This is a genomic window from Bacillus sp. FSL K6-0993 (assembly GCF_037977205.1).
Classification (GTDB): domain Bacteria; phylum Bacillota; class Bacilli; order Bacillales; family Bacillaceae; genus Bacillus; species Bacillus subtilis.
Window position 1 is genome coordinate 905,605 of sequence record NZ_CP150275.1, and the last position, 16,896, is coordinate 922,500.

At 43.9% G+C, this 16,896-nt stretch carries 15 protein-coding genes and 2 rRNA genes (1 of these 17 only partly in view); 12 read left to right on the forward strand and 5 right to left on the reverse strand.

Features of this window, described 5'->3' with window-relative positions; all coding sequences use genetic code 11:
* Window positions 1-36: 36 nt before the first annotated feature.
* Entirely contained in the window at window positions 37-2,622 is a 2,586-nt protein-coding gene (locus tag MHH79_RS04630; protein WP_340035018.1) for a YfhO family protein, read from the forward strand.
* Here MHH79_RS04630 and MHH79_RS04635 read toward each other — a convergent pair.
* Window positions 2,615-3,598 carry a metal-dependent hydrolase gene (locus MHH79_RS04635; RefSeq protein WP_014476212.1) on the reverse strand — a complete coding sequence of 328 codons (984 nt, stop codon included), beginning with the start codon at window positions 3,596-3,598 and terminating at the stop codon, window positions 2,615-2,617. The genes MHH79_RS04630 and MHH79_RS04635 overlap by 8 nt on opposite strands.
* 215 nt (window positions 3,599-3,813) lie before the next feature.
* Between MHH79_RS04635 and mutY the strand changes: the two genes are divergently transcribed.
* A complete protein-coding gene (mutY, locus tag MHH79_RS04640; RefSeq protein ID WP_015482977.1) occupies window positions 3,814-4,923 on the forward strand; it encodes an A/G-specific adenine glycosylase in 1,110 nt (369 codons plus the stop codon).
* Between the two features lie 7 nt (window positions 4,924-4,930).
* On the opposite strand, the gene MHH79_RS04645 is transcribed toward mutY, so the two are convergent.
* Window positions 4,931-5,155 (reverse strand): hypothetical protein, encoded by a 225-nt coding sequence (locus tag MHH79_RS04645; protein ID WP_003233542.1) that lies wholly within the window; start codon window positions 5,153-5,155, stop codon window positions 4,931-4,933.
* Between the two features lie 81 nt (window positions 5,156-5,236).
* Between MHH79_RS04645 and fabL the strand changes: the two genes are divergently transcribed.
* The 5 genes from fabL (at window position 5,237) to MHH79_RS04670 (ending at window position 9,248) form a co-directional block, all read left to right on the forward strand.
* Window positions 5,237-5,989: an enoyl-[acyl-carrier-protein] reductase FabL gene (gene fabL, locus MHH79_RS04650; RefSeq protein WP_003223262.1), complete on the forward strand. Its 753-nt coding sequence runs from the start codon at window positions 5,237-5,239 to the stop codon at window positions 5,987-5,989.
* Window positions 5,990-6,057: 68 nt separating this feature from the next.
* Entirely contained in the window at window positions 6,058-6,312 is a 255-nt protein-coding gene (gene sspE / locus MHH79_RS04655; RefSeq protein WP_003233541.1) for a gamma type acid-soluble spore protein SspE, read from the forward strand.
* 172 nt (window positions 6,313-6,484) lie between these two features.
* Window positions 6,485-6,745, forward strand: coding sequence for a YgaB family protein (locus MHH79_RS04660; RefSeq protein ID WP_003242708.1), 261 nt, complete (start codon window positions 6,485-6,487; stop codon window positions 6,743-6,745).
* 143 nt (window positions 6,746-6,888) lie between these two features.
* A complete protein-coding gene (locus tag MHH79_RS04665; protein WP_003223272.1) occupies window positions 6,889-7,419 on the forward strand; it encodes a DUF402 domain-containing protein in 531 nt (176 codons plus the stop codon).
* An 86-nt stretch (window positions 7,420-7,505) separates the two neighbouring features.
* Window positions 7,506-9,248 carry an ABC transporter ATP-binding protein gene (locus MHH79_RS04670; protein ID WP_340035019.1) on the forward strand — a complete coding sequence of 581 codons (1,743 nt, stop codon included), beginning with the start codon at window positions 7,506-7,508 and terminating at the stop codon, window positions 9,246-9,248.
* Between the two features lie 76 nt (window positions 9,249-9,324).
* Here MHH79_RS04670 and MHH79_RS04675 read toward each other — a convergent pair whose 3' ends face one another.
* Together MHH79_RS04675 and MHH79_RS04680 are read right to left on the reverse strand one after the other, a co-directional pair.
* Window positions 9,325-10,386: an aromatic acid exporter family protein gene (locus MHH79_RS04675; RefSeq protein WP_014113117.1), complete on the reverse strand. Its 1,062-nt coding sequence runs from the start codon at window positions 10,384-10,386 to the stop codon at window positions 9,325-9,327.
* Between the two features lie 218 nt (window positions 10,387-10,604).
* On the reverse strand, window positions 10,605-11,894 hold the full coding sequence (locus MHH79_RS04680) for a glutamate-1-semialdehyde 2,1-aminomutase (RefSeq protein WP_015383155.1): 1,290 nt from the start codon (window positions 11,892-11,894) through the stop codon (window positions 10,605-10,607).
* A gap of 152 nt (window positions 11,895-12,046) precedes the next feature.
* On the opposite strand from MHH79_RS04680, the gene bcp reads away from it, so the two are divergent.
* Both bcp and perR read left to right on the forward strand, forming a co-directional pair.
* Complete coding sequence (bcp, locus tag MHH79_RS04685) at window positions 12,047-12,520, forward strand: thioredoxin-dependent thiol peroxidase (protein ID WP_340035020.1); 474 nt, start codon at window positions 12,047-12,049, stop codon at window positions 12,518-12,520.
* A 122-nt stretch (window positions 12,521-12,642) separates the two neighbouring features.
* Window positions 12,643-13,080 (forward strand): peroxide-responsive transcriptional repressor PerR, encoded by a 438-nt coding sequence (perR, locus tag MHH79_RS04690; protein ID WP_003223285.1) that lies wholly within the window; start codon window positions 12,643-12,645, stop codon window positions 13,078-13,080.
* Window positions 13,081-13,114: 34 nt separating this feature from the next.
* On the opposite strand, the gene MHH79_RS04695 is transcribed toward perR, so the two are convergent.
* The gene (locus MHH79_RS04695; RefSeq protein WP_014113119.1) at window positions 13,115-13,468 is read right to left on the reverse strand and encodes a YgzB family protein; all 354 of its coding nucleotides are present in this window, start codon (window positions 13,466-13,468) and stop codon (window positions 13,115-13,117) included.
* Window positions 13,469-13,675: 207 nt separating this feature from the next.
* On the opposite strand from MHH79_RS04695, the gene MHH79_RS04700 reads away from it, so the two are divergent.
* The 3 genes from MHH79_RS04700 to MHH79_RS04710 form a co-directional block, all read left to right on the forward strand.
* Complete coding sequence (locus MHH79_RS04700) at window positions 13,676-14,560, forward strand: nucleotidyltransferase-like protein (RefSeq protein WP_003243727.1); 885 nt, start codon at window positions 13,676-13,678, stop codon at window positions 14,558-14,560.
* 292 nt (window positions 14,561-14,852) lie between these two features.
* A 16S ribosomal RNA gene (locus tag MHH79_RS04705) occupies window positions 14,853-16,402 on the forward strand.
* A 170-nt stretch (window positions 16,403-16,572) separates the two neighbouring features.
* Window positions 16,573-16,896 (forward strand): 23S ribosomal RNA (locus tag MHH79_RS04710) (it continues 2,604 nt past the right edge of the window).
* Together the 16S and 23S rRNA genes form the textbook arrangement of a ribosomal RNA operon.

The window sequence follows — 16,896 nt, forward strand, 5'->3', positions numbered from 1 at the left end:
TGTCTATTATCTTAAAAGCAAGACTGGAGAATTTATATGAAAAGAAAACATATCATGATCTACGCGGCCAGTCTGCTGGTGTCCGTTCTGGCACACGCTTTTTTTGTGAAAGAATGGGCGGAAGGCAGGTATATGACAGGTCCGGGTGACGGGCTTGCGCAAATGATCGTATTTAAAAAATTATTATTTGACCAATATACAAACGGGAATCTTTTCTACAATTATTCATTCGGACTTGGCGGCGGCACATTCAGTCAGCTCGGCTATTATTTTTCTGCGTCTTTTCTTTTTCTTGCTGTATCCGCCGCTGTTTGGATGCTTCAAGCCGTCCAGCTGATCGGAGAAGCGGATACGCTTTTTTGGGCTGAGTCAGCTGTTTTTATCAGTATTTTCAAATTGAGTTTGATCATCTTTACGTCCGCTTCTGTTTTTCATTATCTTCTCAAGCACAGGGCGGCATCGTTCACGGGAGCTGTGTTATACGGCGTCTCAATTATTTATTTCCGTCACGAAGCATATTGGGAATTTTTTACCGATACAATGGTTTGGCTTCCGCTGCTTGTGCTTGGCGCAGAAAAAATTATTAGAGAGCGGCGCCCGGCGTGGTTTATCGTTGCGTGTTCGCTGACGTTAATCAACAATTTTTACTTTGCATACATAAACCTTATATTCATCGGAATCTATGTGCTGTTCAGATGGCTGATCCGACTGGAACCACATGAAGAGAAAAAATGGATTCAAAGCAGATTATTTCTGGTTTCAGGCTTCATTTCTTTTGGCATCAGTGCGGCGGCGTTTGTGCCGGTGGTATACGGTTTTTTAAACAACCTGCGCCCTCCATACAGCCAGAAAATAGAGTGGCTCAATTTCGATGATAATATCTTATTTTCCAGCCGGATTATCATTGTGCCGGCCGCTTTTCTGCTGTTTTTGTTTATTATTTCTTTTTACAAAAACCGTGTGTTTCGTCTCTTTGCCGGATTGAGCCTGCTGTTTATTCTTTTTCATTTCAGTCCGTATGCGGCAAGCGTCTTTAACGGCTTTTCCGCCCCGCAAAACCGGTTTGAATATGTTCTGGCCTTTACCATTGCGGGAGCAGCTGCGGCTGGTTTGTCACAGCTGTCTGATTTGAAACGGAAAGAACTGCTCTTGGCCGCAGCTGTCGTCCTGCTTCTTTACTTGTATCATATTCAAAGGTATAAGCTCGATATATGGAAGCCTGCGAATGAAAGTATTCTATTGCTCTTACTCATGACAATCGCAGCCTTGTTTGCTGCAGCTTTTGCGAAAAAACGGGCAAAAATGGCTGTGTACGGTATAATCATTCTTTCTTCACTGTTTGTCGCCAACTCCTATCAAAAATACGCACTCTCAGAGGGCGGCGATTTGGACAGTGTGACAAAAGAATATCTTACAAGTGAGGAATACAGAGGGCGGGAATCATCTGAGCTCATTAGACGTTTACAGAAGGAAGACGATGATCCGCTCATGAGAATCGACTGGATGAACGGGGTCCGCAATAATACGCCAATCATTTACGGGTTTAATGGCTTCAGCGCGTATTCCAGCATTTTAAACAAAGATCTGCTGGCCTTCTATTGGAATGATTTAAGCATCGATATGGGCAGGGAAAGCGTCAGCCGTTACGCGTCATTGGGAGACAGGGCGAATTTATACAGCCTGCTTTACGGCAAATATTATATGACCGAAAAAACAAACGAAGCCTGCGTCCCGTACGGCTTCAAAAAGCATTTAGAAACAGAGCATTATGCAGTTTATGAGAATCAGTACATGCTTCCATTCGTCAAAACAGCCGATGCCATATACAGCGAAAGTGAGCTGGACCGATTGCCCGCTCTTGCGAAAGAACAGGCGATGCTGAAAGGAATCATATTAAAAGATCCATCAGGAAAAACGGAGCAGACACCAAAACCGTCCAATTTGATAACCAAGTCGGACATTACCGCAAAACAAGCCCAGTATCAAAACGGGCTGCTAACCGTAACTGGAGAAAACGGAGGAGAGCTGATCATCACCCCGAAACAGCCATCATCCGCTCCGGGAGACTACTATGTCAGCTTTTATTTGAAAAGCAAAGCAAAAGACAAAGGATTTACGTTAAAGGTAAATGATTATGTCACAACAAGGAAATCGAACAAATCGATATATAAAACCGGAGTAAATAATATAACGGTAAGAGTGCCTAAATCAGGACATATCTCAATCCATCTTCCGAAAGGAACCTATGAGCTGAGAAACATAGCGCTCTATGAAGAAAATTACCAAACGCTGAAAAACGCTGTAATGAAAAATAAAACAGAGAAAGCAGACAAACTGAATTGGAACAAAAATCGACTGACCTTTGCATATCATCTGTCAAAAGACCAGTACATCATGCTTCCGATCCCATATGAAAAAGGCTGGGAGCTGAAGATCAACGGAAAAACACAGAAGATCGAAAAAGCGGATTATGCTTTTATAGGCTTCAAGGCGCAAAAGGGAGACAATCACATTGAGCTGACTTACTATCCGCCATACTTCAAAATATCGGCGCTCATATCTCTTGTCAGTCTGCTGCTTGCTGTTTTCTATATAAGACGTAAAAAGCCCGGCTCTATATAGAGCCGAGCTTTAATTTTTTCTGAAGTTTTTCTTCGCTGAATATCCATCCCGTATAGGACGAACGAATCGTGAGATCATGGCCGATGTGAACAATTGCGACAAACGGATAATGGCCTTTGCTCCGATAGCGCAGGTCGATAAATCTCACCTCATAATGATCTTTAAACGTATCCACTTCCCACCGGTAAACCGGAGAAAAGGACAGAAACGCCGCGATGTTATCATCCTGCTTTGCCGCATGCATTACATCGGTTTCAGGAACAGGCACCCGATTAAATGTATCCAGAATCACGACATGTCCTTCCATGCTTCTTCCTACATAGAAAGCATGTGCTGTCGTCACTGCGATTCGCCATTGCCTGAATTTCATCGTTGGAGAAATAATAATGCTTTCGATCTCATCATGAATCATCTCATGAAGCTTCCGTTTAATTCTCAGCTGCATGATCAGGCGCACCAAGTAGTAGCCTGCCAATATGATATATAAGCTGAGAAACGTGATGCCGGGACTCCCGCCTGCATACCAAATCGCAATAGCTGCCAGATGGCTGATAAAAATAAACGGATCAAACGTATTAATCAGCCCGAGCGCAACCCATTTTTTCGAAAACGGACGAATGGCTTGTGTTCCATAGGCGTTGAATATATCAACAAAGACATGCAGAACGACTGCCAGCAGTGTCCACAGCCACAGGTGCAGAAAATCGGCCTGAGGATAAAATAAATACAGAATCGCCGGGATGATGACAGACCAAAACAAAACGGCGGGAATTGAATGGGTAAATCCTCTGTGATTCCTTATATAAACAGCATTGTTTTTAAGCTTTAACACAGTATCAATATCCGGAGCCTGAGAGCCCGCAAGCGTTGCGATCATAACAGCGTGAGCCATTGCCGGATCTGATCCGACAACAGGATCAAGCGTCGCAATACCGCCCAGTGCGATGCCCATAACGACATGTGTGCCCGTATCCATAGGTGACCTCCTTGCAGGATGATCCTGCACATTCACTTTGTAAGAAATTCCCCATTTTCATATACCCAATTTTTAAACTGATTCAATCGTTCTCATATGTTTCCGCTTTTTCTTTATTACTATTTAATGTAACATATTATCGTACTGTGCCCTTAGTGTACAACAAAAAACAGTCTAAAGAAAAGCGGGGCGCGAAAGACTGGGGAGAAACACATATGAACGTACTTGAAGACAAATTAAAACAAAAAGACATACAGCAATTTCGCGATGATTTAATCTCATGGTTTGAACGAGAGCAGCGCGTTTTGCCGTGGAGAGAGGACCAAGATCCTTATAAGGTGTGGGTATCTGAAGTGATGCTGCAGCAAACGAGAGTAGAGACAGTGATTCCTTACTTTCTCCGGTTTGTGGAACAATTCCCGACAGTGGAAGCGCTCGCTGATGCTGATGAAGAAAAGGTGCTGAAAGCATGGGAAGGGCTCGGCTATTATTCGCGAGTCAGAAACCTGCAAAGCGCGGTAAAAGAAGTGAAACAGGAATACGGCGGCATTGTCCCTCCAGACGAGAAAGATTTTGGCGGGTTAAAAGGCGTCGGCCCTTATACAAAGGGAGCGGTGCTCAGCATTGCCTACAATAAACCCATTCCCGCGGTTGACGGAAATGTGATGCGTGTCATGTCCAGAATTCTTTCTATTTGGGATGATATTGCCAAACCAAAAACAAGAACGATCTTTGAAGACGCCATACGGGCTTTTATTTCCAAAGAAAAACCATCTGAATTTAATCAGGGCTTGATGGAGCTTGGAGCCTTGATCTGTACGCCAAAATCACCCTCATGCCTGCTTTGCCCGGTTCAACAGCATTGCTCAGCATTTGAAGAAGGCACTGAACGGGAGCTTCCGGTAAAAAGCAAAAAGAAAAAGCCCGGGATCAAAACCATGGCTGCGATCGTACTGACTGATGAAGACGGACAAGTGTATATCCACAAACGGCCGTCTAAAGGTTTGCTCGCCAACCTGTGGGAATTCCCTAATCTTGAAACACAAAAAGGGATCAAAACTGAGCGTGAACAGCTCATTGCTTTCTTAGAAAACGAATATGGAATACAAGCTGATATCAGTGATCTGCAAGGTGTAGTCGAGCATGTTTTCACCCACCTGGTATGGAATATTTCAGTGTTTTTCGGTAAAGTAAAACAAGTGTCGGATACCAGCGAGCTGAAAATAGTAACGAAAGAAGAGCTCGAACAATTTGCGTTCCCGGTGTCACATCAAAAAATCTGGAAGATGGCAGTAGAAGCAGCCGCTATCTCGGCTGCTCCGTAAACCATTCTTAATCGTAAGAGACGCGCGTGCCGTGGCTGTAGTCCGCTTCATTGCGCTTCATTCCGCCGCGCGCTTCAATTTCTTGCGTTAATTCCCGGTATTTTGATTGGCCTTCTTCGTTCAAATAAGGCATAATTTGCTGAAAGGCATGATGAAAATAAGCGAGTTCACTGTTCTTCCAATCTTTTTTGGAAACCATGTTCAATTCGCTCATATCACGTCCGACATACATAACAGAAGACCCCCTTTAAAGTTCTTGCCATTATTGTTTGTGGAAATAAAAGAACTATACGCTACAAGGAGATGAGGAAAAATGGAACAAAATAAATGTGCACTCGTAACAGGAAGCAGCCGCGGTGTCGGAAAAGCGGCCGCGATCAGACTTGCTGAGAACGGCTATAACATCGTCATTAACTATGCACGCAGCAAAAAAGCAGCATTAGAAACAGCGGAAGAAATCGAAAAGCTTGGCGTTAAAGTGCTTGTCGTAAAAGCAAACGTAGGACAGCCTGCAAAAATCAAAGAAATGTTTCAGCAAATTGATGAAACGTTCGGCAGACTTGATGTTTTTGTCAATAATGCCGCTTCAGGAGTACTAAGGCCTGTCATGGAATTAGAAGAAACACACTGGGACTGGACGATGAACATTAATGCGAAAGCATTGCTTTTCTGCGCTCAGGAAGCTGCAAAGCTAATGGAGAAGAACGGAGGCGGGCATATTGTCAGCATCAGTTCATTAGGCTCTATCCGCTATCTTGAAAACTACACCACGGTCGGTGTATCAAAAGCAGCGTTAGAGGCTTTAACCCGTTATCTTGCGGTTGAGCTTTCACCAAAACAAATTATCGTCAATGCTGTTTCAGGCGGAGCGATCGACACAGATGCGCTGAAACACTTCCCGAATAGAGAAGATCTGCTTGAGGATGCGCGCCAAAACACGCCGGCGGGACGCATGGTCGAAATTAAAGACATGGTTGATACTGTTGAGTTTCTAGTGTCTTCCAAGGCTGACATGATCCGCGGACAGACAATTATCGTTGACGGCGGACGCTCACTGCTCGTTTAAAAATTTTTAAAAAAGAGGAATAGCTATACGATCACCTGCACATTCTAATGACCGTGGAGGTGATAACAATGGCTAACTCAAATAACTTCAGCAAAACAAACGCTCAACAAGTTAGAAAACAAAACCAACAATCAGCTGCTGGTCAAGGTCAATTTGGCACTGAATTTGCTAGCGAAACAAACGCTCAGCAAGTCAGAAAACAAAACCAGCAATCAGCTGGACAACAAGGTCAATTCGGCACTGAATTCGCTAGTGAAACTGACGCACAGCAGGTAAGACAGCAAAACCAATCTGCTGAACAAAACAAACAACAAAACAGCTAATCACTGAAACAGAAAAAAGCACTTCATCTTCGGGTGGAAGTGCTTTTTTCTGTTTGAAAAACGACAAAACTTGTGGAAGGTCTACAGAATGAGTCAAAGGGTTTGCTTTATGGAGATCGAAATGATTAAAGGAGGAAATGTTTATACTTTCATCAGGCTGAAGGAGGAACCGATGACGGAATTTGAAAAGCTGGTAAGTGAACAGATGAAAACGATGGATAAGCTTCTCGATCTCCAATCAGAGCTCGACCGCTGCAAACAAATTGAGGCGGAACTCCGGCATTTGGAAAGGGATGCAAGGCTGCGTGGGATACAGGCTGAAATTGCGGTAAAACGGAAACACCTTGCCGATATACAGGATATGTTTCAAAAGCAGACAGAGCAGGTCATTCGTTCATATCGCAGCTCAGAAAAGCCGTCTTCCTTTGTGTAGTGCAGGAATGTGCCATTCCCCGGCCGGAATGGCTCTTTTATTTTCATTTTTCAATTTGTAACGTTATAATAGGTAAAAGACGTTGTCGGTAAGCAAATTTGGACATACTAACTGTAGGGCTTTATAGAAAGTAGGGGAGAAATATGGGCTATCCCAAGGAAGGAGAAACCATTCAAATTCACAGCTATAAGCACAACGGGCTGATTCATAGAATTTGGAATGAGACAACAATCTTAAAAAGTACAGAAATGTGTGTCATCGGAGCCAATGACCGGACGATGGTAACCGAATCAGACGGCCGGACATGGATAACCAGAGAGCCCGCAATCTGTTATTTTCACGCAAGACAATGGTTTAATGTCATCGGGATGCTGAGGGAAGACGGGGTTCATTATTATTGCAACATCAGTTCTCCGTTTGCCTATGATGGCGAAGCAATTAAATATATTGATTATGACTTAGATGTTAAGGTTTTTCCTGACATGACCTACAATATTCTCGATGAAGACGAATATGATGATCATCGGAAAGCCATGAATTATCCAAAAGAAATCGACAGTATTTTAAGAGACTACTTAAATACGCTGCTCCATTGGATTCACCAGCGTCAGGGACCGTTTGCGCCCGAGTTTGTCGATATGTGGTATGAACGGTATTTGCGCTATACAAAATAATGGTTACGTAAAAACCTGTTGCGGGGTACAACAGGTTTTTCACATGGGCTCACACACATCATGATAAAGAGAGAGGGGGAATCAACGTGGGGGTTATGAAACGCTACATGCAATTCGTCAAACCTTATAAGAAGCAAATTTTCGTTACAGTGTTAATCGGGATCGTAAAATTTTCCATTCCGCTTGCTCTCCCATTGCTTCTGAAGTACGTAGTTGACGACATTATTCAAGGAGGCGGCACGGCCAGTGACAAAACCACGTCATTGTTCACGATTATGGCGATCATGTTCGCCTTATTTTTAATTTTGCGCCCGCCTGTTGAATATTATCGGCAATATTTTGCCCAGTGGACTGCCAGCAAGGTGCTTTATGATATAAGAGCTAAGCTGTTTGACCATATACAAAAACTGAGCCTTCGTTTTTACGCGAATACAAGAACAGGGGAAGTCATTTCCCGAGTGATTAATGATGTAGAACAAACAAAGGATTTCGTCATCACAGGGCTGATGAATATATGGCTCGATATGCTGACGATTTTGATTGTAATCTCTATCATGCTCACACTGGACGTTAAATTAATGCTGATCTCTATCGTATTATTCCCATTATACGGAATCTCAGTGAAGTATTTTTACGGCCGTTTACGAAAGCTGACAAGGGAGCGCTCACAGGCTCTTGCTCAAGTGCAGGGGCATTTGCACGAACGCATTCAAGGCATGCCTGTCATCAGAAGCTTTGCGATAGAAGATCATGAACAGGCTCAATTTAATGAGAAAAACAGCCATTTCTTAGATAAAGCCATCCGCCACACGAATTGGAACGCCAAAACCTTTGCGGTGGTCAATACCATTACAGATTTGGCGCCGCTCATCGTCATAGCGTGCGCCGGGTATTTTGTCATTAATGGACCGCTGACAGTCGGAACAATGGTCGCGTTTGTCGGATATATTGACAGAATGTACAACCCTGTTAGAAGGCTGATCAATTCCTCTACAACTTTGACACAATCAATCGCATCAATGGACAGGGTGTTTGAATTTATTGACGAGCCCTATGAACTCACTGACAAACCAAATGCGATAAAGGCCGATCAGATTCGCGGAGGAGTGGAGTTTCAAAACGTTTCGTTTCAATATGAGAAGGACAAAGAAAATATTCTTCATGATGTATCCTTAAAAGTAAATAGAGGAGAAACTGTAGCTCTCGTCGGCATGAGCGGAGGAGGAAAATCAACGCTCGTCAGCCTGATCCCAAGATTTTATGATGTAACAAGCGGCAGACTGCTGATTGATGGGACGGATATTCGCGATTATGAAGCAAGAAGCCTTCGCAACCAGGTTGGTATGGTGCTTCAGGATACCTTTTTATTTAGTGAAACGATTCGGGAAAATATCGCGATCGGCAAGCCTGATGCCACACTTGAAGAGATAATCGAAGCCGCCAAAGCTGCAAATGCCCATGAATTTATCATGAGTTTTCCAGAAGGATATGAGACCCGGGTGGGAGAACGAGGCGTTAAGCTTTCAGGCGGACAAAAGCAGCGGATCTCAATTGCGCGGGTATTCCTGAAAAATCCGCCGCTCCTCATTTTAGATGAAGCTACATCAGCTCTGGATTTGGAAAGTGAGCATTACATTCAAGAAGCGATGGACAAACTGGCGAAGGATAGAACAACTTTTGTTGTCGCCCACCGTTTATCGACAATCACCCATGCGGATAAGATTGTTGTCATGGAAAACGGCACAATCATTGAAATCGGAACCCATGATGAACTCATGGACTATGAGAGCCAGTACAAGCACTTATTTACCATTCAAAATTTGAACTAAAACATCAATCTTATATCCTTTTAACGAAGGATATAAGATTTTTTTGTATATAAAAAAACCCGGCTGTTTAACCGGGTTACTCTTCTGTTTCTATTTCGCAGTCTTTCGGATGATACGTTTGAAAACTTGTGATAAGTGTTTCCAAATGTTCAAGCTGCTCGCGATATTCTACGGCACTTGCCATAATATTAAGCATGTTGTAATCAATAAGCTCATCATCCGTATTCTGCTGATTTTTTAAAAATGACTTTGTTAAAAGCTGCTTATATCGAATGCCTTCTTCATCTGCGTCATCATGCGGCTTGATTTTGCCGACAAACCTCATCAAAATCAGTTCATGCCAGTAAAGCAGGTAATCAAGCTCTTCAGTCAGTGTTTCCTGAAACTCTTCCGGCATATGATAGATCTCGTTTTCCAAACGATGCAGTTTCTTCAATGTATCAAGCGCCCGATTTGCAGTAATAATGGCCTGTCTGAACAAGACAAGCTTTCTTGATTTTACATAAGTCGTTTTCTTAAAGTAGCTTCTCTCTTCTTTATATAGCAGATATGTCTGATCAAGCTTGATCATTTTTTCTTTCAGTTTTTCAATATCCTCTTTCAAAATCGAATGCTCTGTTGACTGCCGCATGGACAGCCTTATCCACTTCATAATTTCTTCGGTGTTTTCGACGGTATTATGAATCAGCTTTGTTTCGTACTTAGGAGGCAAAAACACAAGGTTGACGATAAAGGAAGAAAGCACCCCTAAGATCACAGTGCTTGTTCTGATCAGCGCGAACATTAAAAAGTCGTCACCGGCGGATTCTAAAATCGCAATAACTGTTACAAGAGCAATCGAAATTGTATGTTCAATTTTAAGTTTCAGCATGATTGTAATGACAATAACTGCTGTTAACCCGATCATAATCGGGCTGGGTCCGAAAATAAGGCCGAACACTGTGGCAATCACAGCTCCGATGATATTTGCCTGAACCTGGTCAATAATAATGAGAAAAGAGCGGTAAATCGACGGCTGGATCGCAAATATCGCTGCAATCCCAGCGAAAATCGGCGCGGGAAGCCCGATCCACGAAGCCAAATAAAGGGCAAGTGTAATCGCAATCCCGGTTTTGAAAATGCGGGCACCAAGTTTCATTGGTTTGTGCGTGCATTCCTTTCTATAGTAAATTGTGTAACATAGCAAATGGCTAATCCTTAAAATTCCCGGTAAGTTTATTTGCTAAACAATTAAGTAATATACAGGGATCAACACAAATATTCAAGCTATTTTTCTAGAAAAAGACCAAAATCTTACACACTGTTTGAATCCATAAAAAAACAGGAGCTCAATGCTCCTGTCCAAGTTGTCTGATTCTAGTTTTTAAGGTGTTTAAAAGCATCCTCGACCGCTGCAAGCGTGTCTTTAATATCCTGCTCTGTATGTGCTGTTGTAATAAACCAGGCTTCATATTTAGAAGGTGCTAAATTAATTCCGCGTTCCAGCATCAGTTTGAAAAACGTCGCGAACGTTTCTCCGTCACTACGTTCAGCCTGCTCGTAATTTTCGACTTTCTCATCAGAGAAATAAACCGTGAGTGCGCCTTTTAACCGGTTGACAGTAATCGTGATGCCGTGTGTTTCTGCATGCTGTAATATGCCTTCCTCCAGCATAGCGCCAAGGTGATCAAGCTTTTCATACACGCCTTCCTCTTTGAGCACTTCCAGACAAGCGATGCCTGATAGGATGGAAGCGGGGTTCCCTGCCATTGTTCCTGCCTGATAAGCAGGCCCTAGCGGAGCTACCTGCTCCATGATTTCTTGTTTGCCGCCATAGGCGCCAATTGGAAGTCCGCCGCCGATAATTTTTCCGAGTGCTGTTAAATCCGGTTTCACCTGTAAGAGATCCTGCGCGCCGCCATACATAAAGCGGAAAGCCGTAATGACTTCATCGTAAATAACGAGAGCGCCTGCATTGTGTGTCAATTCATTTACTTTTTCTAAGAAGCCCTTTTTCGGCTCGACGATACCGAAGTTGCCGACAATCGGTTCAACGAGAACCGCCGCGATTTCACTGCCCCATTTATCAAGAGCCGCTTTATAGCTATCGATATCATTAAATGGAACTGTGATCACTTCGTTTGCAATGCTTTTCGGTACACCGGCTGAGTCTGGTGTGCCGAGAGTAGACGGGCCGGAGCCTGCGGCGACAAGCACAAGGTCCGAATGCCCGTGATAGCAGCCCGCAAATTTAATGATTTTTGTCCGGCCTGTATATGCGCGAGCCACGCGGATGGTCGTCATAACGGCTTCTGTTCCCGAATTGACGAATCTTACTTTGTCCATAGCGGGAATGGCTTCTTTGAGCATCTTTGCAAATGTAACCTCATGTTTCGTTGGTGTTCCATACAATACACCGTTCTCTGCCGCTTTTTTAATCGCTTCTGTAATATGCGGGTGGGCATGTCCTGTAATAATCGGACCGTACGCCGCTAAATAATCGATGTATTTGTTGCCGTCCACATCCCAAAAATAAGCGCCGCTTGCTTTCTCCATTGCAACAGGAGAACCGCCGCCGACTGCTTTATATGATCTAGACGGGCTGTTTACACCGCCGACAATGTGCTGTAATGCCTCATTGTGAAGTTCAATTGATTTTGTATGCAAGAATAAAAACCTCCTATATCTCCATGCGTCCTTTCTATTGTAGCATGCTTCCGAACAAGAACAATGGCTTCGGGCTTCAGATTCAGCTGAGATGGTTGTAATCTGGACAAGAATTGGATACGCTTAATAAAAAAACATCCGGAGGTAACGTAATGACTATAGAAATCGGACAAAAAGCGCCTAATCTTGAGTTAAAAGGCGATCATGGGGAAACAGTAAAATTATCGGATTATAAAGGAAAGTACATCGTGCTTTATTTTTATCCAAAAGACATGACACCGGGATGTACAACTGAAGCATGCGATTTTCGGGACAGTCACGAAAGCTTCGCCGAACTGGATGCCGTCATTATCGGCGTCAGCCCGGACAGCCAGGAAAAACACGGAAAATTTAAAGAGAAGCATAACCTGCCATTTCGGCTTCTTGTTGATGACGAGCATAAGCTGGCAGAAGCGTTTGATGTGTGGAAGCTGAAGAAAAACTTCGGAAAAGAGTATATGGGAATCGAGCGTTCCACTTTTTTAATTGATAAAGAAGGCCGGGTCATTAAAGAATGGAGAAAGGTAAAAGTAAAGGACCATGTAGCCGAAGCGCTTCAAACCCTCAAAGATATGTCGGAAAAGTAAATCTCTATGAGCCTATGCTTACTTTTACCCTGATATCAATTGACAAATTATCGTAGGAAGAGTTACACTAATTATAAACATTACAATGTAAGAATTTTTTTTAGAAGAGAGGTGCATGACGGATGGCTGCACATGAACTAAAAGAAGCCTTAGAAACGTTGAAGGAAACCGGAGTTCGCATTACTCCTCAACGTCATGCGATTCTGGAATATCTCGTTAACTCTATGGCTCATCCAACAGCGGACGATATATATAAAGCTCTGGAAGGGAAATTTCCTAACATGAGCGTAGCGACAGTATATAACAATTTGCGTGTGTTCCGGGAATCAGGTTTGGTAAAAGAGCTCACATACGGTGATGCTTCCAGCAGATTCGATTTTGTGACATCCGATCACTATCACGCGATTTGCGAAAACTGCGGTAAAATTGTGGACTTCCACTACCCGGGCCTTGATGAAGTGGAACAGCTCGCTGCCCACGTCACGGGCTTCAAGGTAAGCCACCACCGTTTAGAAATTTACGGCGTCTGCCAAGAGTGTTCGAAAAAAGAAAATCATTAAAAATAAGCTGACCGCACGAAACGGTCAGCTTATTTTATTTCGACATTTTCTTTTTATTATAAGACTCATCAAATTCTTTTCCTTCTAATCCCTTATCTAAAGTCAGCGGCTCTCGGCAATGCATGCACATATCGACTCTTCCTAAAACCTTTGTCTCTTTTTCACAGCCCGGACAAATGACGCGAACCGCTTTGGTCGAAAGCATTCCGATCCAAAAGTAAACAACCGTACTGAGACCAATGGATAAAAGTCCAAGTATCATAAACAAACTAGATAGCAAAACTGACTCTTTAAAAAAGATCCCGATGTACATAATGATAAACCCAACGAAAACCAAACTTAACGCAAATGTTCTGATTTTATTAATTTTGCTGGAGTATTTCGCCATGTCCATCCCCCTCTGATTTAACTATAGCACAAACCCGATGGGATTTTCTTCATGTTTTCAGTTGAACTGGAATTTATATATGGAGAGTTACTGTGAAATTGTTTATAATAGTTCAATGTGTTTAGAAAAAAGGAATTTCGTTTTAACCATAGAATTGAATCAAATAGAGAATAAAAAAATTTGAACAATTGTATTGGAGGAATAGTGATGGAAAATCTTCTCCGTCCAATTTACCAAGAAAGAGCAAGTCATCCCAACACATTGGCTGTCATTATGATTGAGAGAAGAAACAAAACATCTTCCTTAACAGATAACTTTGATGCAGCTTTGCTGGTGATTGTAAAGGATGCTGATGAGCCAGTTTTTATAAAGCATTATGAATTTGATCATCAAACAGCTTCTTTGCATGTGGTAACAGATTCTCAGATTCAAGAATGGATTTTGCTCGGAACAAATAGAAGAATCATAGATTGGATTGTAAATGGCAGAGTTTTGTTTGACCGTAATGAATACGTAGTTGAACTGATTGACAGGCTGAATACATTTCCGTTTGCCGAACGTAAACTGAAGATCGGACTCGAATACGGCAAATTAATCAGAAGGTATGTTGAAGGGAAAGCTTTTTTTGAAGCCAATCAATTTTTAGATGCCTACAACGCCGTTGTTCATGCGCTGCATCATTTAGCACGTATTGAAGTAATCGACAGAGGATTCCATCCCGAAACCACTGTGTGGAGCCAAGTGCGCCAGATGGAGCCGCAAGTGTACAAGTTATATTCCGAGCTGATTGAAAGTCACGAGAGTCTGGAAAAAAGACTTGAATTATTATTCTTAGCAAATGATTTTCTCATCCATTCCAAAGCCGAGATCGGTTCGGCGCATCTTTTCGAAGTAATGAAAGAAAAAGACATTTGGCAATTCGGTGAGCTTCTTCAACATCATGACCTAAAGCACTTTACCCAAGATCTTGGCGTTATGCTTGATTACTTGACAGAAAAGGGACTTATCAACGTCTGCCAGATAGAAACTAAAGGACAGGCTGTCTATCACCGAGGATATTCTTTTAAAAAAGGTGTTGACTCTGATTCTTGACCATGTTATATTATTAAACGTCGCTGATGCGCTTCTGAGAAAACAAGCTCACAGCGGCGGGAAAATAAATCAAAAAAACATTTGACAAAAGAAAGTCAAAATGTTATATTAATAAAGTCGCTTCAACAAGAAGTGAAAATGATCTTTGAAAACTAAACAAGACAAAACGTACCTGTTAATTCATTTTTTATAAATCGCACAGCGATGTGCGTAGTCAGTCAAACTAGGGCCTGCACGACGCAGGTCACACAGGTGTCGCCGCAGGATGCGGTGAACTTAACCTGTGATCCATTTATCGGAGAGTTTGATCCTGGCTCAGGACGAACGCTGGCGGCGTGCCTAATACATGCAAGTCGAGCGGACAGATGGGAGCTTGCTCCCTGATGTTAGCGGCGGACGGGTGAGTAACACGTGGGTAACCTGCCTGTAAGACTGGGATAACTCCGGGAAACCGGGGCTAATACCGGATGGTTGTTTGAACCGCATGGTTCAAACATAAAAGGTGGCTTCGGCTACCACTTACAGATGGACCCGCGGCGCATTAGCTAGTTGGTGAGGTAATGGCTCACCAAGGCAACGATGCGTAGCCGACCTGAGAGGGTGATCGGCCACACTGGGACTGAGACACGGCCCAGACTCCTACGGGAGGCAGCAGTAGGGAATCTTCCGCAATGGACGAAAGTCTGACGGAGCAACGCCGCGTGAGTGATGAAGGTTTTCGGATCGTAAAGCTCTGTTGTTAGGGAAGAACAAGTACCGTTCGAATAGGGCGGTACCTTGACGGTACCTAACCAGAAAGCCACGGCTAACTACGTGCCAGCAGCCGCGGTAATACGTAGGTGGCAAGCGTTGTCCGGAATTATTGGGCGTAAAGGGCTCGCAGGCGGTTTCTTAAGTCTGATGTGAAAGCCCCCGGCTCAACCGGGGAGGGTCATTGGAAACTGGGGAACTTGAGTGCAGAAGAGGAGAGTGGAATTCCACGTGTAGCGGTGAAATGCGTAGAGATGTGGAGGAACACCAGTGGCGAAGGCGACTCTCTGGTCTGTAACTGACGCTGAGGAGCGAAAGCGTGGGGAGCGAACAGGATTAGATACCCTGGTAGTCCACGCCGTAAACGATGAGTGCTAAGTGTTAGGGGGTTTCCGCCCCTTAGTGCTGCAGCTAACGCATTAAGCACTCCGCCTGGGGAGTACGGTCGCAAGACTGAAACTCAAAGGAATTGACGGGGGCCCGCACAAGCGGTGGAGCATGTGGTTTAATTCGAAGCAACGCGAAGAACCTTACCAGGTCTTGACATCCTCTGACAATCCTAGAGATAGGACGTCCCCTTCGGGGGCAGAGTGACAGGTGGTGCATGGTTGTCGTCAGCTCGTGTCGTGAGATGTTGGGTTAAGTCCCGCAACGAGCGCAACCCTTGATCTTAGTTGCCAGCATTCAGTTGGGCACTCTAAGGTGACTGCCGGTGACAAACCGGAGGAAGGTGGGGATGACGTCAAATCATCATGCCCCTTATGACCTGGGCTACACACGTGCTACAATGGACAGAACAAAGGGCAGCGAAACCGCGAGGTTAAGCCAATCCCACAAATCTGTTCTCAGTTCGGATCGCAGTCTGCAACTCGACTGCGTGAAGCTGGAATCGCTAGTAATCGCGGATCAGCATGCCGCGGTGAATACGTTCCCGGGCCTTGTACACACCGCCCGTCACACCACGAGAGTTTGTAACACCCGAAGTCGGTGAGGTAACCTTTTAGGAGCCAGCCGCCGAAGGTGGGACAGATGATTGGGGTGAAGTCGTAACAAGGTAGCCGTATCGGAAGGTGCGGCTGGATCACCTCCTTTCTAAGGATATTATACGGAATATAAGACCTTGGGTCTTATAAACAGAACGTTCCCTGTCTTGTTTAGTTTTGAAGGATCATTCCTTCGAAACGTGTTCTTTGAAAACTAGATAACAGTAGACATCACATTCAATTAGTAACACAAGATATCACATAGTGATTCTTTTTAACGGTTAAGTTAGAAAGGGCGCACGGTGGATGCCTTGGCACTAGGAGCCGATGAAGGACGGGACGAACACCGATATGCTTCGGGGAGCTGTAAGCAAGCTTTGATCCGGAGATTTCCGAATGGGGAAACCCACCACTCGTAATGGAGTGGTATCCATATCTGAATTCATAGGATATGAGAAGGCAGACCCGGGGAACTGAAACATCTAAGTACCCGGAGGAAGAGAAAGCAAATGCGATTCCCTGAGTAGCGGCGAGCGAAACGGGATCAGCCCAAACCAAGAGGCTTGCCTCTTGGGGTTGTAGGACACTCTGTACGGAGTTACA